11 protein-coding genes are annotated in these 17,721 nt (G+C 49.4%); 2 read left to right on the forward strand and 9 right to left on the reverse strand.

All coding sequences use genetic code 11. The features are described from left to right. Positions 1–285 precede the first annotated feature (285 nt). Complete coding sequence (locus NST26_RS29970) at positions 286–4,953, forward strand: DUF5057 domain-containing protein (protein WP_340957729.1); 4,668 nt, start codon at positions 286–288, stop codon at positions 4,951–4,953. 89 nt (positions 4,954–5,042) lie between these two features. On the opposite strand, the gene NST26_RS29975 is transcribed toward NST26_RS29970, so the two are convergent. Genes NST26_RS29975 through NST26_RS29985 form a run of 3 tightly spaced genes read right to left on the reverse strand, consistent with a single transcriptional unit; the run spans position 5,043 to position 7,996 of the window. Continuing rightward, a complete protein-coding gene (locus NST26_RS29975; RefSeq protein ID WP_340957727.1) occupies positions 5,043–6,896 on the reverse strand; it encodes a hypothetical protein in 1,854 nt (617 codons plus the stop codon). A gap of 10 nt (positions 6,897–6,906) precedes the next feature. Continuing rightward, a complete protein-coding gene (locus NST26_RS29980; protein ID WP_340957725.1) occupies positions 6,907–7,434 on the reverse strand; it encodes a PulJ/GspJ family protein in 528 nt (175 codons plus the stop codon). Next, positions 7,418–7,996, reverse strand: a complete 579-nt coding sequence (locus tag NST26_RS29985) for a type IV pilus modification PilV family protein (RefSeq protein ID WP_340957723.1) — start codon at positions 7,994–7,996, stop codon at positions 7,418–7,420. Before NST26_RS29985 ends, NST26_RS29980 begins: the two co-directional genes overlap by 17 nt. A gap of 218 nt (positions 7,997–8,214) precedes the next feature. On the opposite strand from NST26_RS29985, the gene NST26_RS29990 reads away from it, so the two are divergent. Next, positions 8,215–9,000, forward strand: coding sequence for an alpha/beta hydrolase (locus tag NST26_RS29990; RefSeq protein ID WP_340980505.1), 786 nt, complete (start codon positions 8,215–8,217; stop codon positions 8,998–9,000). Positions 9,001–9,107: 107 nt separating this feature from the next. On the opposite strand, the gene NST26_RS29995 is transcribed toward NST26_RS29990, so the two are convergent. From NST26_RS29995 to argB, 6 genes are all read right to left on the reverse strand, one after another. After that, entirely contained in the window at positions 9,108–11,003 is a 1,896-nt protein-coding gene (locus NST26_RS29995; protein ID WP_340980506.1) for an AraC family transcriptional regulator, read from the reverse strand. 125 nt (positions 11,004–11,128) lie between these two features. Next, a complete protein-coding gene (argH, locus tag NST26_RS30000; protein ID WP_340957720.1) occupies positions 11,129–12,541 on the reverse strand; it encodes an argininosuccinate lyase in 1,413 nt (470 codons plus the stop codon). Positions 12,542–12,631: 90 nt separating this feature from the next. Beyond that, positions 12,632–13,867, reverse strand: a complete 1,236-nt coding sequence (locus NST26_RS30005) for an argininosuccinate synthase (protein ID WP_209868392.1) — start codon at positions 13,865–13,867, stop codon at positions 12,632–12,634. Positions 13,868–14,501: 634 nt separating this feature from the next. Then, entirely contained in the window at positions 14,502–15,470 is a 969-nt protein-coding gene (gene argF / locus NST26_RS30010; protein ID WP_339251784.1) for an ornithine carbamoyltransferase, read from the reverse strand. Continuing rightward, complete coding sequence (locus NST26_RS30015) at positions 15,470–16,753, reverse strand: aspartate aminotransferase family protein (RefSeq protein ID WP_340980507.1); 1,284 nt, start codon at positions 16,751–16,753, stop codon at positions 15,470–15,472. The genes argF and NST26_RS30015 overlap by 1 nt, the downstream gene beginning before the upstream one ends. Positions 16,754–16,822: 69 nt before the next feature. Beyond that, positions 16,823–17,650, reverse strand: coding sequence for an acetylglutamate kinase (gene argB, locus NST26_RS30020; protein WP_340980508.1), 828 nt, complete (start codon positions 17,648–17,650; stop codon positions 16,823–16,825). Positions 17,651–17,721: the final 71 nt, after the last annotated feature.

Raw genomic sequence — 17,721 nt, forward strand, 5'->3', positions numbered from 1 at the left:
TCATCTCCATGCCATGTGGATTATGTAGATCATCGGTTCGTATCTGCATCAAAGTACCTATTTCAAATTTAAAAAATAAATTTTTAGATAAATAACTTTAAAATATAATTCTAAAGACTCAAATTTCGAGGTATATTTACACATTCCATCATTGCCTATCTGTGAAAATTATCCTAGAATGATATATAGCATATTATAGGTGATCTTACAATAATTTTAGGAAAAAATTCAATTTTACGAGTTTAGACAACTGATATTTTTATTGATATACGGGGAGTGATGGGGATGAAGATGCACAAGTCCAGAACTATGTTTTTTAGCCTTATTTTTATTCTGGTAATCCTGCTTGTCCTTTCAATCAGGACAATAGTCACATCAGTAAATGCAGAATCTTTTGTCTACCCGATTCGAATCTTGGAAGTTACAGACACTGGGACCAGCGAACTCTCACCACTTGTCGCCAAAATGGCAAACGTAGAGCTAAGCACACTAAGCATGAAGCGCTTTGTCGCCCAGCGAGATGATATTGACGGCAAGTATGATATGTTCTATCTTGGCAAAGGCACCTACAGCCCAAGCGGTGTTTCCAGCAAGTCTACCGATTCACAGGCAGTCCGTGCAGCAGCACATGCAACTTCGGGAGTGATGAATGACATCACCGTATTGAAGGCCCAGGAAATCATTAAGAATTACATTGAAAAGGGACTTCTGGTCATGTTCAATAAACAGCCCTTTGAGACACAAACCGATAGCCAGACCAGTATCCTTTTTAATACATTCAGCAAATATCTCGGAGGCTCGTCTTCAAAATCAAATGTACTTTTCATAAATAGCACAGAATTGCCAGACTGGATCAATGCACTGAAACAAGGAAATTCAAAATATTCTCAAATGCTAAATCAGCGGCCGAGATTAAGCATAAATAACAAAGATTCAATTATCGATTACACCACTGACCAAACTCACATTTATCGTCCAGGCGATAAGCTGAATTTTAATTTCACTGTACATAATGTTGATGATTTCAATACCCGCCCCATATTAGCCAAGCTATATGTCAGTGTTGATAAATCTATTCCAATGACTGAATCTCAAGTCGTAGAAATTAAAACTCTGAATGATGGTCCAAACGGCAGTATTACCTATACACTCCCCAACACGCTTTCCGGATTGATATACTGGAAGCTTGAAATTACCGATCATCTTAATCAAAGCAAACTCAAAGATTATAGTAGCGGGACGATCCGTTTCCGCGGCAAACAGACAGTAGTGAATGTCCTTCAGATTATGCCTACTATAAGTAATTCTGAACGAAACAGTAGTCTGCTTGATCCGAATAATATGGATTCAAGCTTCTTGAAGACAGATGATTACGAATTGAATATCAGTACGAAGACCATTACCGAATTCAACAATTATGTATCTGCTAAATACAAGCAGGACAAGACTTACGGTCTTAACGGCGTTTACGACATGCTGATTTTCGGATTCAGAGATTCTTATAATACAAATGCGGCTATCAGTAATCTTGCAGCTGAAGGGGTAGTGAATTTCACTCAGGTCACCAAGCAGAGCGTCATGTTTACGCATGATACGGTTTATCGGCCAGACAGTAATTGGGTAAAATATTTCAAGGAAATTACAGGACAAATTGAGCCTTTGACCAATCTCGGATTAAATGCTCCGAATACCTCCAGAACGGTTACACCGGTTAATGACGGTTTGCTTACCCAGTTTCCATTTTATTTGAGTTCAATTGACAAAAATAACAACCAAAACAACATTCTCACGCCGGCAGTTGCCAATACGCATAATCAGTATTACACATTGAACTTGGAAGATCCGACGGTTATTCCATGGTATAACATCACCGGCAGCAAACGGGATGTGAATGATAGCTGGAATCACTACTATACCTATTCCAAAGGAAATGTAACCTACTCTGGGACTGGCCATATATTCGTTGCCAACAGTACGGAGAAGTTTCCACTCTGGGAGCAAAAACTGTTCGTAAACACCATGTACCGAGCCTACCTTGGCTCTAACCACAAGCCGGAAATTACAGTAAATATGCCTCGGGAGAAAGATCTCATTCCGACCTATCAGAATGAAATCACTGTCGATTACAAAGTGGAAGATCCTGACCTGAATGACCGGGAGTTATACACATCCATTCGCTTCAAGGCAGGAGATAAGTATTTAACTTCCATAGGAATGGCTGAAAAAGAAGTGTTATCTGGAAAACCGGTTCACCAGACATTCACTAATCCGCTGCCGGAAGGAGGAACGTTAACTGTTGAGATTTCAGCCCGGGATAGGCAGGGGGCCCTGGCTGACATGAAGACGATTTCAATTGTTATATTGAAATCCAGTGCCAATCTGGAACTTTCACGAACCTTATCTTCCAACGTCAGCCCTGATGGAGTTATTGGCAGGAATGAGACATTTACCATGAACTATGTAATACAACCCAAGTCTGTCCACCTTGACCAAATAGGTACAGCGGATCAGGCCTTCCCATCACAGGTTATTTCCAATATCGAATTTCAGGAGCAACTGCCTGCCAATCTGGAACCTGTAGAAGAATGGCCTGAGGGAATTGAAGCCTCTAATAATACTGACGGAGGATACACTTTAAACAAAAAGCTTGGAAATATACAGTATACCTTGAAGACGGTAGACGGCAGTCAGACTTTTGTTCCCGAATCCAGCAAGCCGCTCTCAATCACTATTAAAGTTAGAGCTGCCGTCACTGGAGTCTACAACCTGGATTATGGGCGAGTCAGCTTTATTGATATCCATGCTGATCCTGACGCCCTGCCAGTGGTATCGTCCCAACCTTCTCCAAGTCCAACTGCCAGTTCTCCCATAGGTCCTGTCTTTAATCCGGCCGTTTCTTCTTCAGGCTCAGTACTCGGGATTGCTGGAGATTATAATGCCTTTGTATTTGGAGACGCCAAGGTAACTGCAACTGTAGAAGGGAATCTTGCAGCGAAAGGAAATACAACGGCACGCGCAGTCGATATTAACAGAGTTCTAGGTAGTAAGGTCCCCTATGCCATTGTTACTGGCGGTGATTTAGATTTTCATAATGGACATGTGTACGGCAATATCCTGCATCAGGGAAGCTTTAACAAGGTAGACAGCGGGACCATTGAGGACGGCACTTATGCCAGAGGATCTTTAATAGATTTTGATGCAGCTGAATACTATTATAAGAGTTTGTCAGATCAGTTAGGGGCCGCTGTACCTAATGGTACACAGGAATCTAAGTACGGAGGAATGTACCTTCATGGTAACGGAACTGGCACCGATGGCTTAGTTAATTTCAGAATTACTTCCGAGGACTTCGCCAATGTAGGCTGGACAAACACAGAGAATCTCTCGGGCAAAAATATAGTATATACCATTACGGGTCCCGAGGTTAATGTGAACAAAGCATTTGGCCTTCCAAGCGGTGTCACCGGCGGGGACCATATCATCTATAACTTTCCGAACGCTGAGAATGTTTCAATCTCTAGTGTTCAGCTTTATGGCTCGATTCTTGCGCCTAGAGCGAAGGTAACCTTCACCAACGGTCAGGTTCACGGTAATGTGATCTCCAAGTCGCTGGACGCATCTTCACTGCTAGGTAATCTTCCATATAAAGGTCCTCTTCCGGTTACACCACCGGCGGCTACACCTACAACAGCACCAACACCAACTGCATCACCGACACCAACTGCATCACCGACTGCCTCACCTATTCCGTCGTCCAATCCGCTTAATCCGACCTACATTAAGTTCCCGGCCACCGCACTTACGGTGATTGAGCGCATAACAGACCTAACTGTAGAGGATGCGACCCTGCTGATTGGTGACGAACAAATGATGTCGTGGACGATTAAACCTGCTAACAAGTCTGATGAAGCCTTACGCTGGAATTCAAGTGATGATAATATTGTCCATGTAGACTCGAGTGGTATCGTTACAGGACGGAAGGCTGGTACGGCCACCATTACAGCATCCACTATAGATGGAAGCAATCTGTCGGACACTGCTGTAGTAACAGTTCTTAATCCCACATTAAATATCATCGGGAAGGATGCAGCGAAAGCAGATGAAACTGTAAGATTAACCGCTGAATACCGGCAATCCCATGAAACCGGTCATCAATATTATTGGTCAGCAGTAAATGCTCTGACTGGACAGACTGTAGCCGCAATAACGGGGGTTCCATCCCATCCATCAGAAGCTGACTTTAAGATTAGACAAATCGGCAGCTATACCATTAGTGTTATTGTTAAAACCAATCAGAATCCGGATGGTATTGCTGCAACAAAAAATATCACGGTTGGACTGAGTGGCATAAGCATCTCCGGTCCTACTCAACTGTACATCAATGATAGTAAAACATTGACTGCAATAACAGATCCACTGGACACCGGTGTTGCCAATTATGAGTGGAGCTTAGTCAATATTGAGGATCTGAAATATGCGGGCTTCGTAAATGAGGAGAAGCATACGGTAGCTTCTCTAACTACATCCAGTCCTACCGTTAACTTCAAAGGGACAGACATAAAAGATGGAGTGGGCATTGTTGTCAAAGCTGCTGGAATCTCTAGCAGTACCTTTGTGATAAAAGTATTGGAAGAACCCGATCTGATGTTCGACCCAAGTTCAGGGGTAATTAATGTAGGTACGAGACTTGAACTGCTCTCCAATCTGTATACCACTCCTTATGGGGCTATTCCTGAATATATTATCCCTAAACTACAATGGTCCATAGTGGGCGGAACTGCTTCAGCGATTGATTTAACGTCTAAGGGTGTCGTAACAGGAATTAATCCTACTAAAGCAGATCAACCTGTACAGATCCAAGTCAGATACCAAACAATAAATGGCGACTATAAAACAGCCGTTTATACATTAACTGTGTTGGGCGCCCAAGCCTCTGGTGATAACCGATACTAAGAGGAGATTGTCCAGTTACGACTCATATGATTTTCACCAAATTAAACAGCCTTGATTCCAAGTTGGAATCGAGGCTGTTTTTTATTTGTCTATTTACTTTGTGGCTTTAATTCGACTGGCCCGGCATTAATGCTGATCTGCTTGACTCGCGGCAGGCCCACCTTTTGATGCTCAAATACCTTCTCATTATAACGAATACTGAACCTAGAAGCAGATGGATCTGGCTGATTCTGATCTTCGAAATTAAATTCGTATTTCCCCGGCTCATTGATTACACGTTCTCCGACCACTGCATTGATCGTAAGAGTGCCTTTAGCAAAGAACCCTCCATTTAGTGAAAAAATCGATCCGACTCCGTACAGTTCCGCTGTGCTGTCTGTATAGAAAAAGGCTTGCAAATTCGTAGCCTTCTCTTTAAACTCATCCACTCTATTAAGTAAGACCGGGCCTTTGGAGATCACGACCAGTTCTTTCTCATCTTTTCCTGAAATGCTTGCATTAATGATCTTTGTCTCTCCAAGAGTATACAAAGTAGAGTCGAATTTTACATTCCCCTCTATATACAAATCTCCCATCACCAGAAGATTTGCTTGTATGGTAATCCAGTTACTTGGATCACTGTTGACCAGCTTAAGATCTCCGTTGATGATAACCCAGTTGGAGGGCTGCTCGCCGGGATTGTCCATACGATTGGCTTTAGAGATATCTGTAATATTATTTAGTGAAGTACCATCAAGATACAAACTGCCATTATATATCGCGCTGGTAGACAAGTTGGCTAACTTTAGCCTAAAGGCCTCAAAAGCCAGCTGATACTGCTCCTCCCGCCAAGCCTCTAATTCATCTCCCTCCATCTCTTCATTCTCAATCTGGTCATAATCACTTCGTTGGGGCATCTTAAGTACTTCTGGGATCTGGTTACTTGTTCCATCAGGATTAATGAAAGAGCTTACCAGCCTTTGTCCTCTTTCTGTCGGAGTTTCATTAGATTCCTCAGGTAATCTGAAGCCATAGTATACATTTGAGAAATTCCGTTTATTCGCCGCTGATCCCGAAGCTTCTGAAATCTTATCTAAAAAAGAGTCCTCCACATCGATTTGTACTAAAGTCTTTTTTTTCTTGATCAGCGAGTTTTCGTATGTTTGCTTCACCCTTTCATTAACCAACTTATATTGTTCGCCCCCTGTGGGCACATCCACATAACTTCCTCCGTTCCAATACTGTATCTCATTAAGCGATTGTATGTGGGCCTCTCCTTCGAGCAAAGGATAGAGCGTGGGCTGATTTAGCTCTCTCCCATTATGCATATAGAAGGCAAGAGGGCTAAGTTTCAGTTGTCCGCCAGCATACAAATTCCCCTTAATAAATGGAGCACCGTTCAGAATAACATCTCCTTCAGATCCTAAAGAATAATTTAAGAAGTCGGGGAAAGTTGTAACGGTTACTCTCTGCTCCAGATTCCGGGAGATGCCGTTCACATCTGCACTGGCTTGTATCACCACTGCATATTGACTCCCGGAAGATGCCGATTCATCTAGAGTTATACTCGTAATACGGTTGGCTGCCCCATTGATACTGGTTAAAGACCGGAATCCTGAGGCCTGATCTTGCAGTTTTTTTAGAAACTGTTGAATGTCGCTATTTAACTCATTCTGTGGCCGATCAATTCCCTGCTGCAGCATCTGGTTTAATTTCTGAGTCATATAAGCAATAACCTCGTCTATTTTTTTCTGGGCCAAATGCAGACTCTGTACATCGTTCTCGCGGGTCTCTGCACGCTTTGCCCCTCCTACTGTTGCACTAAGCACTCCTACACCAAGGATGGTTAGCAGCAGGACTATAAACATAACCAGGACAAGCACTGACCCCTGTTGTGAAGCCAGTCTCTTCTTCAAATCAACTTCGTGTTCGCCAACGCACCTTCTATTCCCTTGATTACGCATCTCCTCCCTCCTAATATCCAAATTGGCTTTTTAGTTCCAGCATATTTTCTGAGCTGCCTTTGTATTTCAATACCAGATCAATTTCAATGGTCCCCGAGCCGCAAAGTGAGCTGATTGTACATTCCCGCCCGTCTGCCGTATATGCGGTAACCTTGGAATCGCCAAGTTCTGAACGAACTGCAAGTGGTGAATTTGTTCCCTGTTCGGTTCCGTTACCAGATATAATTATTTGATTCCCCTCGACTATAATCGCCTCTTTCTTTTCCCTGCCGCTCCGGCTGAGTTCTATACCCCCATTAATGTTCTGAACCTTATCTGGTGCATATGTATAGAGTTTAGTAATTATAGCTGACATAATTAAATCGGCCTCATCCCGGAGCTCATTCTGAATTGTAATCTTGTCGTAGCTTCTTACACCAAACATGGTAAGTCCAGAAATAATGCCCGCGATCATAGCAAACACTGTAAGTGATGCAATCAATTCAATCAAAGTAAATCCCTGCTCCCGAGATTGCATATGCCTAACGAATTCTTTCATCGGTGATATACCCCTCCACCTTTATGTCATATACCGGCTGATTCCCCGGATCTACGCGTCTTACTTTCACCAACACGGGAAGAAGATATTTTTGCGAATTAGACAGGTCAATGGAGGGAGCACCGCTGGAAGGCGAAGGCTCTTCTTTCTTTTTCCATAACTCGGGCTGGTATACCACATCAATCTGATAGGCAATTCCATTAACTACGGGATTCAGAACACTAGCTGGAGAGCCTGTAAAATTAATAACATTCGTTAATACACAGCCGCTGCTCTTACAGTCTTCTGCTTTAATAACAGCATCGGAAAGATGATCTATAAAATACTTATTGATCTCACCAAAATCCTGCTTCTCCATATAAAACAAAGCGTTCCGCGCCAGATTGACCATGATCGTCTTGTTCTGATTCGACTTGGAATAGGTCATGGCGTGGGTGAAGTATGAGGTCAGCACCAGGGACACTATCGACAAAATGACGATGGCGGCCAGCACCTCGATTAAGGTGAAGCCCGCTTCCTTGCCCCGCTCGCGGCTGCGGTTCCATGGGTCTTTCCAGGACATTGTGTTCGCTCCCTATACTCTATTGAAATTCAAATTATGGGTTTATCCATGTCTTCAGTCCTGTGTCCTTGCATGTTTATATGAATCTTTCTACCTACTTCCATTATATTCTTTCTCCTCCGGCAGCAGCAATGCTTGCGGACAATAAATCTGGAGAAATCTACAGTTTATATCAGGTAGGGGCTGTGCTATCATGTGGGCAGAAAGGGGATACGCAAATGGCTTTGATTGAATGTAAATTTTATTCGGAGGTGCTGGGGCTCAGTACTTCGATGACTGTCATTCTGCCGCAGCAGACCACTACGCAGATCGGAATGAGTAATGTCTCCAAAGGGACCTTACACCCCACCCTGTACCTGCTGCACGGCCTGTCTGACGATGATTCGATCTGGCTGCGCCGGACCTCGATTGAGCGTTATGTAGCGGAGCTGGGCATCGCTGTTGTTATGCCGCAGGTCCACCGCAGCTTCTACACGGATATGGAGGCGGGCGGCAAGTACTGGACATTCATTAGTGAGGAGTTACCGGCACTGGCCCGTTCCTTCTTCCCTTTGTCGGCCAAGCGCGAGGATAACTTCGTGGCGGGATTGTCGATGGGAGGTTATGGGGCAATGAAGCTGGGACTGCGCAAGCCGCAGGACTGGGCCGCAGCAGCGAGTCTGTCCGGGGCACTCGATATGGCACACAATTTCTTGAACTTTGAAGATCCATCGCAGAGAACCAAGGATTATTTGCAGATTTTTGGGGACAAGGACATTGCTGGCACTCCGGAAGATCTGCTATGGCTGCTAGAGGAAGTGAACCGCTCCAAAGGGCCGAAGCCGCTGCTCTATCAGTGCTGTGGAACCGAGGATTTCCTGTATGAGGATAATCAGGTCTTCCGTAAGGCCTGCTCCAAGACCAAGCTGTCTCTGACCTACGAGGAAGGGCCGGGCGAGCATGAGTGGGGATACTGGGATACCAAGATCCGCGATGTGCTGAAGTGGCTGCCGCTGGGGAAGTAGAGATTGTGATATTGTAAGCGGTATCGAATGAACCCTGGCCATTATATTTTCAAAAAAAGGGATCTGGACAATCATCCAGCGCCCTTTTTTTATGGTCACCCGCGTAATTACGTACTGCTCCCTGCCAGCAGGTTAACGATGATGTCCATTTGTTGTTCTACCGAAATCGGATCACTGAACAGGAATTGATTGAAGTCAATATTGTAGATTTTGCCCGCTTTCCCTGCCGGTGAATTCTGAATGAGCTTATCCACTTTCTTCAGCTCTGCCTCCGCCCCTTCATTCACTGCGAGAAATAGCCGGTCACCGATGAAGTCAGGAATGACCTCGCTGGAGATCTCCCAGGTCTCTCCGTGAATGACCTCTTTCTCCACCTTTTCGGTCGGCTTCAGGCCCAGATATTTATACACGATGTTGCCGCCCAGATTGGTATCCCCGTAAATGAAGACGGCACCGGAACGCACATTTAGAATGGAGAAGGTTTCGTCCGGTTCGATGTAGGGAGCGATTTTTTCTTTGGACTCTTTTATTTTTGCTGCAAAATCCTTGTTCCACTGCTTCGCTTCCGTCTGCTTGCCCAGAATATCCCCGAACATTTCGACATCCTTGACCGGATCATTATACTGCTCCACTACAAGGGTTGGTGCAATCTGGCTCAGCGCCTCGTATCCTCCTTCGACCACCTCCGCGAACGGGGCTGTTGTAATAATCAGATCAGGCGCAAGCGACAGGATCTTCTCCGCATCAGGCGTAGAACCTACATCTTCAATATCCGACACATCGCTTAACAGCGGATTGTTCAGAATGAAGGTTGTTGCTCCCACCGGCTTCACTCCAAGCGCCATCAATTCCCCCAGATGAAAAAGACTGACGACCCGCTGAGGCTTCACGGGAATCTCGGTCTCCCCCTTTAAATGCTTGTAAATACGTGTATCTGCGGCCTCGCTGTCTACAGCCGTACTGGTGGGAATAGGCTCAGAGGCTGCCTTTCCAGTGTTGTTGCCTGTCTGACATGCACTTAGAAATATGGCTGAACATAACAGCAGCGCAGCCCCTAAGGCCGGTCTTGAAAATCTGAACATCGATGTGTCCCCTTCCTCATTTAACTGATAATAATTCTCATTATCATTATGAGAAACAGGCTTACCAGATACAATAGACGATTTCAGCAGATGTAATGGATTATTCTGAACGGTATGCTTGTTATTCTCCCGGAATCGCTGCGGCGAGCAGCCGGTATGCTTTTTGAACAAACGGCTGAAATAATAGACATCGGCATACCCCACACTGCCTGCGATTTCCTGAATTCGGGCTTTGGATTGCAGCAGCAGCTGCTTGGATCTGCGGATTCGTACATGGATCAGATAATCGATAGGACCGAACCCAAGCTGACTCTTGAACATGCGGAACAAGTAGCTCGTACTGCAGCTGCACATTCCGGCCAATACCTCTGCGGTAATCGGCTCACTGTAATGCTCATGAATATAGTGAATGGCTTCAGTGACTACACCCGGTCTGCTGGTCCCCTGAGCCGAGGAGTGAATTTGCCGCATAACCTCATATACAAATTGATGAAAAACCGTCTGTGCCTCCAGCTTCTCCAGCGAGGCGGTATGCTGCCACAGACGATTCATTGCCTGGCACTTCTCCTGCAAGGGCAGCAGTGTATAGGGAGTGAAGGCATACGGCATATTGAAGCTCTCCTGGTCCTCTGGAAATAGACTGTCGGCTTGATAGCGAATGAAATAACAGACAAACTCGTTGTCCAGTGGCATCAGCCCGAGCACCGTTTCCTTGCCGCCATGCAGAAGAGGCGCAGACCGGGTGGAATAGACCGTCCCCGATAGACTTACAGTCGCCTCGCCCTGCACGGTCAGCAGGAAAAAACCCGTAGCCGCCACATCATGCTCAGGCACCGTTCCTGCTTGCGCAGCGAATAATTGAACCTCCAGCAGCCTGACCGTAGTACGGCTCCAGCATTCAATATGGGCTTCCCAATCCATACCTTCCCCCCTATTGTCTATTGAAAAAAGACTGCCCTTCTGCAGCTTCCGCTGCAAATGACAGTCTCTAATGCCTTCAGTAATCCTCTGCCTCCAGCGGGCAGTGCAGACGACCTGCATATAGGTTACACGGCTCCGCCATGCTGCTTCACCCATTCACCCGCAGCTGTCAGGTCCGCTTCGGCCCGCCCGATGGCGGCCTGCACCTGAACCGTGGCGGTACCGCCGTAGACATTACGGGCGTTCACCACGGCCTCCGGCTGGAGCACCGCATAGATCTGATCGTCGAACAGCGGCGAGAACTGCTTGAATTCGTCCAGCGTCAGATCCAGCAGGAACTTGCCCTGGTTGATGCAATACAGGACGGTCTTGCCGATCACCTCATGCGCCTGACGGAACGGCAGGCCTTTGCCCACCAGGAAGTCAGCGATATCGGTCGCGTTGGAGAAGTCCGTGTTCACCGCTTCACGCATCCGCTCCTTGTTCACCTTCATGGTGGAGATCATCGGTGCGAACAGCTGCAAGGCCCCTGTAAGGGTAGCTACTGTATCGAACATGCCTTCTTTATCTTCCTGCATGTCCTTGTTATAGGCCAGCGGCAGCGACTTCAGCACGGTCAGCAGTCCGATCAGGTTGCCGTAGACACGGCCTGTCTTGCCGCGTACCAGCTCCGGCACATCCGGGTTCTTCTTCTGCGGCATGATGCTGCTGCCGGTGCAGAAGGCATCATCCAGCTCCACGAAGCTGAATTCCGTGCTGCTCCACAGCACCAGCTCTTCGCTGAGCCGGGATAGATGAGTCATCACGAGCGATGCATTCGCCAGGAACTCCACGATGAAGTCGCGATCGCTGACCGCATCCAGACTGTTCTCATAGACCCCGTCAAAACCAAGCTGCTCAGCCACAAAGTGGCGGTCAATCGCGAACGTGGTTCCCGCCAGCGCCCCGGCACCCAGCGGCAGCACGTTAATCCGCTTGTAGCTGTCGGTCAGGCGCTCCGCATCGCGGCGGAACATCGACACGTAGGCCAGCAGATGATGCGCGAACAGAATCGGCTGTGCCCGCTGCAGGTGTGTGTATCCTGGAACGATGGTCTCCAGGTTATCCTTGGCCTGCCCGATCAGCGCACCCTGCAGCTCGTGCAGCAGCGCGACCAGCTCAACCACGCGGTTACGCAGGTAGAGGTGCATATCTGTCGCCACCTGATCGTTGCGGCTGCGGCCGGTGTGCAGCTTGCCGCCGACCGGGCCGATCTGTTCGATCAGGTTCTTTTCAATATTCATGTGGATATCTTCATCGGCAACCGAGAATACAATCTCCCCCGCACGCACCTTGTCCAGCACCTTATTCAGCCCGGCCTTGATCGTCTCCACATCCTCCAGCGGCAGAATTCCGCATTTGCCCAGCATCGTGACATGGGCCAGACTGCCCTGCACATCCTCTTCCGCCAGCACTTTATCGAACTCGATAGAAGCCGTATATTCCTCTACCAGCTTGTTCGTTCCTTTGGTAAAACGTCCGCCCCACAGCTTGCTCACCTGTTGTTCCTCCTCGATAGACGTTAGAAGGGCCGCCCCTGTCCGGTTGGGAGGAACGGCCTTCTTGTGTCCGCTTTTATATGCTGCTACTTATTTATTGGATTCTGCTACGCCCGCCGATACCTTCAGACGCAGGGCATTCAGACGGATGAAGCCGGTCGCATCGCCCTGGTCGTAGGCCTGGGTAGGATCTGCCTCCATAGTGGCGATATCCGGGTTGTACAGGCTGACCGGACTCTTCACTCCGGCGCCGATGATGTTGCCCTTGTAGAGCTTCACGCGTACCGTACCGGTCACATTCTTCTGGCTCTCCTTCACCAGGGCCTGCATTGCAATCCGCTCCGGTGCGAACCAGAAGCCGTTATACACCAGCGTGCTGTAACGGGTGATCAGGCTGTCACGCAGGTTCATCACTTCACGGTCCATGGTAATCGATTCCATTTTACGGTGAGCGGTGAACAGAATCGTGCCGCCCGGAGTCTCGTACACGCCGCGGCTCTTCATGCCGACAAAACGGTTCTCGACCATATCCACGCGTCCAATCCCATGCTTGCCGCCCAGCTCATTCAGCTTCTCCATCACTTGCAGCGGGGATAGCGCTTCGCCGTTCAGCGCTACGCAGTCACCTTTGAGGAAGTCCAGCTCCAGATATTCCGCCTCGTCCGGCGCATCCTCCGGCGCATTCGAGAGCAGGAACATTTCCTTGTTCTCCGGTGCGCTTGGATCGAACCAAGGATCTTCCAGCACGCCACTCTCATAGCTGATATGCAGCAGATTGCGGTCCATCGAGTACGGCTTAGCCGCTGAGGCTTGTACCGGAATACCGTTGGCTTCGGCGTAAGCGATCATCTCCGCACGGCCCGGGAACTGGTTGCGGAACTCTTCCAGACGCCAAGGCGCAATTACCTTAATGCTCGGTGACAATGCAGCGGCATTAAGTTCAAAACGCACCTGGTCATTCCCTTTACCTGTAGCTCCATGGGCAATGGCTGTAGCGCCTTCGGCGATAGCGATATCCACCATGCGCTTGGCGATCAGCGGACGGGCAATGCTGGTGCCCAGCAGATATTGTCCCTCATAGAGTGCGCCCGCCTGAAACATCGGGTAGATGAAGTCATTCGCGAACTCGTCGCGCAGATCATCGATGTAGACTTTGGAGGCGCCGGTGGCGAGTGCTTTTTCCTCCAGACCGTCCAATTCTTCCTTCTGACCAATATCCGCTGTAAAAGCAATAATCTCCGCATCATACGTTTCTTTCAGCCATTTCAGAATGACTGAGGTATCCAGCCCGCCGGAATAGGCGAGTACAATTTTTTCTTTTGGCATGGGGGTTTAGCTTCCTTTCGGTGTGGAGGGTGATTATAAGATCAACTTCAAGCTTTGCGTATAGACATCCGGTGCTTGGACGCAGCTGCATGAAATGTTTGGACTTCCGGCCGCTGTTGTCTACAGATTTCTTGATTTATACCGCTGTTCGCAGTTGAAATCCGTAGACAAAGGCGGACGCTGACGCTCCTACAGTTCCAAACTTTCACTTCGCTGCTATGCACCGGAAATCCAACGCTCCGTACCTAAGTTTATCTTATATATGTGTTGTGTATATATAATTAAATTACTTCAACCCAACTCTTGCTGAGGGTTGGCTGTGCCCGATTAAGGTGCCCTGGGTGGACTTAATTGCAATCTGTACAACTAAATTGGCTGATATAACGCCGAATGTGCGTTTAGCTGTAGTTCGTGCAATTAAAATGCCTCTATACCTGAATTCTCGCCCATTCGGGCAGATTTAGTTGTACAAACTACAGTTAGAAGAGAAAAATCTTACTTTTCACTGTTTTTAATTGCACATAATACACTTATCTCTGAAAGTCCGCTTCGAACGTCAACTTCATACATTAGCGCATTTGTGGAATGAACTCATATCTGGCCTCCTGATGGCTCTGCTAGGCTACATCTGCATCTAGCCCATCAAAGCCGCCATAAGCGCCTTCTGCGCATGCAGGCGGTTCTCCGCCTGATCGAAGATCACGGAGTTCGGGCCGTCGATGACGCCGGTGCTGACCTCTTCCTCCCGGTGGGCCGGCAGGCAGTGCAGGAACAGATAATCGCTCTTCGCGCCTTTCACCAGCTCCTCGTTGACCTGATAGTCCTTGAACGCCGCTTCACGCGCCAGCTGCTCGGCCTCGAAGCCCATGCTTGCCCAGACATCCGTATAGATCACATCAGCGTCCTGTACCGCCTCCTGCGGGCTGCGGGTCACAGTGATGACCGAGCCTGTCTCCTTGGCGATCTCACGCGCCTCGGCCACGACAGCCTCGTCCGGCTCGTAGCCTTCCGGTCCGGCAACCGCGACATGCACACCCAGCTTGGCGCCACCGATCAGCAGAGAATGGGCCATATTATTGCCGTCGCCGATGTACGCCAGCTTGAGGCCCTTCAGCTTGCCCTTGTGCTCGTATACAGTCTGGTAGTCTGCCAGCACCTGGCAGGGATGCGCAAGATCGCTGAGGCCGTTGATTACAGGCACTGAGGCATACCGCGCCAAATCTTCCACTTTATCATGGCCGAACGTACGGATCATGATACCGTCCAGATAACGCGACATGACCTGGGCGGTATCACCAACCGTCTCGCCGCGGCCCAGCTGAATATCATTTTTGCTTAGGAACAGTGCATGTCCGCCCAGCTGATACATCCCCACTTCGAACGACACCCGTGTACGGGTAGAGGATTTCTCGAATATAAGGCCGATCGTCTTCCCCAGCAACGGCTGGTAGACCTCACCGTTCTTCTGCTTGCGCTTCAGCTCAATCGCGAGGTCAATCAAATACGTGATTTCCTCCGGGCTGTAATCATTCAGCTCCAGCAAATCACGGCCTTTGAGCTGTGCGGCAATCGTCTCTGTTACGCCTGGTGTACCGTGACTCATCAATTTGCCTCCCCGTTTACTTTGTTAGCATAAGTATGAATTAGTTCCGATAGGATGTCCACCGCCCGATCAATTTCATCGGTGCTGACATACAGATTAGGCAGCAGCCGGATCACATCCGGACCAGCCTGAACGAACAGCAGTCCGCGCTTCTGTCCGGCGAGAACGATCTCGGCTACCGGCTCCTGGCACTCGATGCCGATCAGCAGGCCTTTGCCGCGAATCTCCTTCACAAAAGAAGTGTCCGCCAGCTTCGCTCTAAGCTGTCCGCTTAAGTATTCGCCCATCTCCGCCGCCCGCTCGGGCAGCTTATCTTCGAGCATGGTCTCAATGGTTGCTTCCATCACCGCTGCCGCCAGCGGGGTGCCGCCGAAGGTACTGGCGTGGCTGCCCGGGCTGAAGGCCTCGCGCAGATAGCCTTTACCGAGCATCACACCGGCCGGGAAGCCGCTCGCCACACCTTTGGCCAAGGTGAAGATGTCCGGCTCAATGCCGTAATGCTGATGAGCGAACAGCTTGCCCGTACGGCCCATGCCGGTCTGCACCTCGTCCACGATGAGCAGCAGCCCGTGCTCCTTGCACAGTGCCACAACTCCATCCAGGAATTCCTGCTCTACTACAATAATGCCGCCTTCCGCCAGCACCATCTCCAGCATAATCGCTGCCGTATGCTCCGTAATGGCGGCTTTCAGCGCCTCCAGATCATGCAGTGGCACTGTCTTGAAGCCCGCCGGAAGCGGCAGGAAGCCTTCCTTGACCTTTGCCTGCCCAGTGGCTGTCAGAGTAGCCAGCGTACGGCCGTGGAAGGACTGCTCGAACGTAATGACTTCGTAGCGGTCAACACCTCTTACCTTCTGGTGATACCGGCGCGCCAGCTTGATGGCCGCTTCATTCGCTTCCGCTCCGCTGTTGCAGAAGAAAACCTGATCCGCACAGCTATTCTCTGTCAGCAGCGCAGCTACCCGGTCCTGGCCCGGAATGTGGAACAGGTTCGAGACATGCCACAGCGTATCAATCTGCTCCTTGAGCTTCGCACCGACCTTCTCCGGCGCATGGCCCAGACTCGTTACCGCAAGTCCGCACATGAAGTCCAGATACTTGTTACCCTGCTCATCCCATACCCAGCTGCCTTTGCCTTTGACCAGACTGAGGTCATATCTGGCGTAAGACGGGAATACCGCACTCAGCTTGGCAGGAGCGGCCCCCTGCCCGTCCGTTCCCGCTGAACGTTCCTGCAGCGCCCCTGTCAAAGAATTCTTGTCCGTTTGCGTAAGCTCACTCATTCTTAGTCACTCTCCCACCATGCTGCTGCCGGCTTCCCGTCAGCGCGTCTTATTATTCTTCCAGCCTATCTATGCTCTTACAATCCGCGTGCCCAGCGCTTCGCCCTTCAGCACCCGGCTGAGTACACGCGGCTCTTTGCCGTCTACAATAATAACCTCGGACACCTGGCCCTGGATGCAGTCCATCGCGGCACGCACCTTGGGAATCATTCCGCCGTAGATTTCGCCGTTCTCAATCAGCGCTTCGATCTGTGCCACCGTTACGGACGGAAGCACCACCTTCTCCCCGTCCACCGTCCGCATAATGCCCGGCACATCCGTAACCACGATCATACTCGGTGACCCTATATAAGAAGCCACCGCTCCGGCAGCGGTATCCGCATTGATGTTATACCGCTGTCCTTCGCCGTCTACACCGACAGGTGCAATCACCGGAATATAGCCCATCGCGAGGATACCCGTCACAATCTCCGCTCGAACACCGGTCACTTCACCCACCAGACCCACTTCATCGTGATTGGCCACCGGGTGCGCCATGATCAGGTTGCCGTCAACGCCGGACAACCCGAGTGCCTGCCCCCCGCTGGCCTGAATTCGGCGGACAATCGCCTTGTTGATGCTGCCGGACAGGGTCATCTCGACCACATCCAGCACCTCTTCCGTCGTTACCCGCAGACCGTTCACGAAGCGGCTCTCAATGCCGAGCTTCTCCAGATTGCCGGAGATCGCCGGGCCGCCGCCATGCACGATTACAGGCTGATTTCCGCTGGCCTGAAGCTCGCGCAGATCCTCGAAGAATGAATCAGGCAGCGCCGCCAGCGTACTCCCCCCGCATTTCATTACGAACAGCCCGGCGGCCTCCGCCTGCGCCTGAGGCTCTATCGGTTCTACTGTCATCTCCCTGCCCCCTGTACGTAAAAGCTTAGTCGGCTTTCGGCCGCTGTTGTAATCCGGTGAGCCTATCTGCA

The organism is Paenibacillus sp. FSL R7-0128, from assembly GCF_038002245.1.
In the GTDB taxonomy this organism is placed as follows: Bacteria; Bacillota; Bacilli; order Paenibacillales; family Paenibacillaceae; genus Paenibacillus_AQ; species Paenibacillus_AQ silagei.

What these genes read in the sequence shown, in the direction of transcription:
- NST26_RS29990 (WP_340980505.1), top strand. Translation starts at nt 8,215, where the DNA reads ATGGCTTTGATTGAATGTAAATTTTATTCGGAGGTGCTGGGGCTCAGT.
- argF (WP_339251784.1), bottom strand. Translation starts at nt 15,470, where the DNA reads ATGAGTCACGGTACACCAGGCGTAACAGAGACGATTGCCGCACAGCTC.
- NST26_RS29985 (WP_340957723.1), bottom strand. Translation starts at nt 7,996, where the DNA reads ATGTCCTGGAAAGACCCATGGAACCGCAGCCGCGAGCGGGGCAAGGAA.
- NST26_RS29995 (WP_340980506.1), bottom strand. Translation starts at nt 11,003, where the DNA reads ATGGATTGGGAAGCCCATATTGAATGCTGGAGCCGTACTACGGTCAGG.
- NST26_RS30005 (WP_209868392.1), bottom strand. Translation starts at nt 13,867, where the DNA reads ATGCCAAAAGAAAAAATTGTACTCGCCTATTCCGGCGGGCTGGATACC.
- NST26_RS29975 (WP_340957727.1), bottom strand. Translation starts at nt 6,896, where the DNA reads ATGCGTAATCAAGGGAATAGAAGGTGCGTTGGCGAACACGAAGTTGAT.
- argB (WP_340980508.1), bottom strand. Translation starts at nt 17,650, where the DNA reads ATGACAGTAGAACCGATAGAGCCTCAGGCGCAGGCGGAGGCCGCCGGG.
- NST26_RS29970 (WP_340957729.1), top strand. Translation starts at nt 286, where the DNA reads ATGAAGATGCACAAGTCCAGAACTATGTTTTTTAGCCTTATTTTTATT.
- NST26_RS30015 (WP_340980507.1), bottom strand. Translation starts at nt 16,753, where the DNA reads ATGAGTGAGCTTACGCAAACGGACAAGAATTCTTTGACAGGGGCGCTG.
- NST26_RS29980 (WP_340957725.1), bottom strand. Translation starts at nt 7,434, where the DNA reads ATGAAAGAATTCGTTAGGCATATGCAATCTCGGGAGCAGGGATTTACT.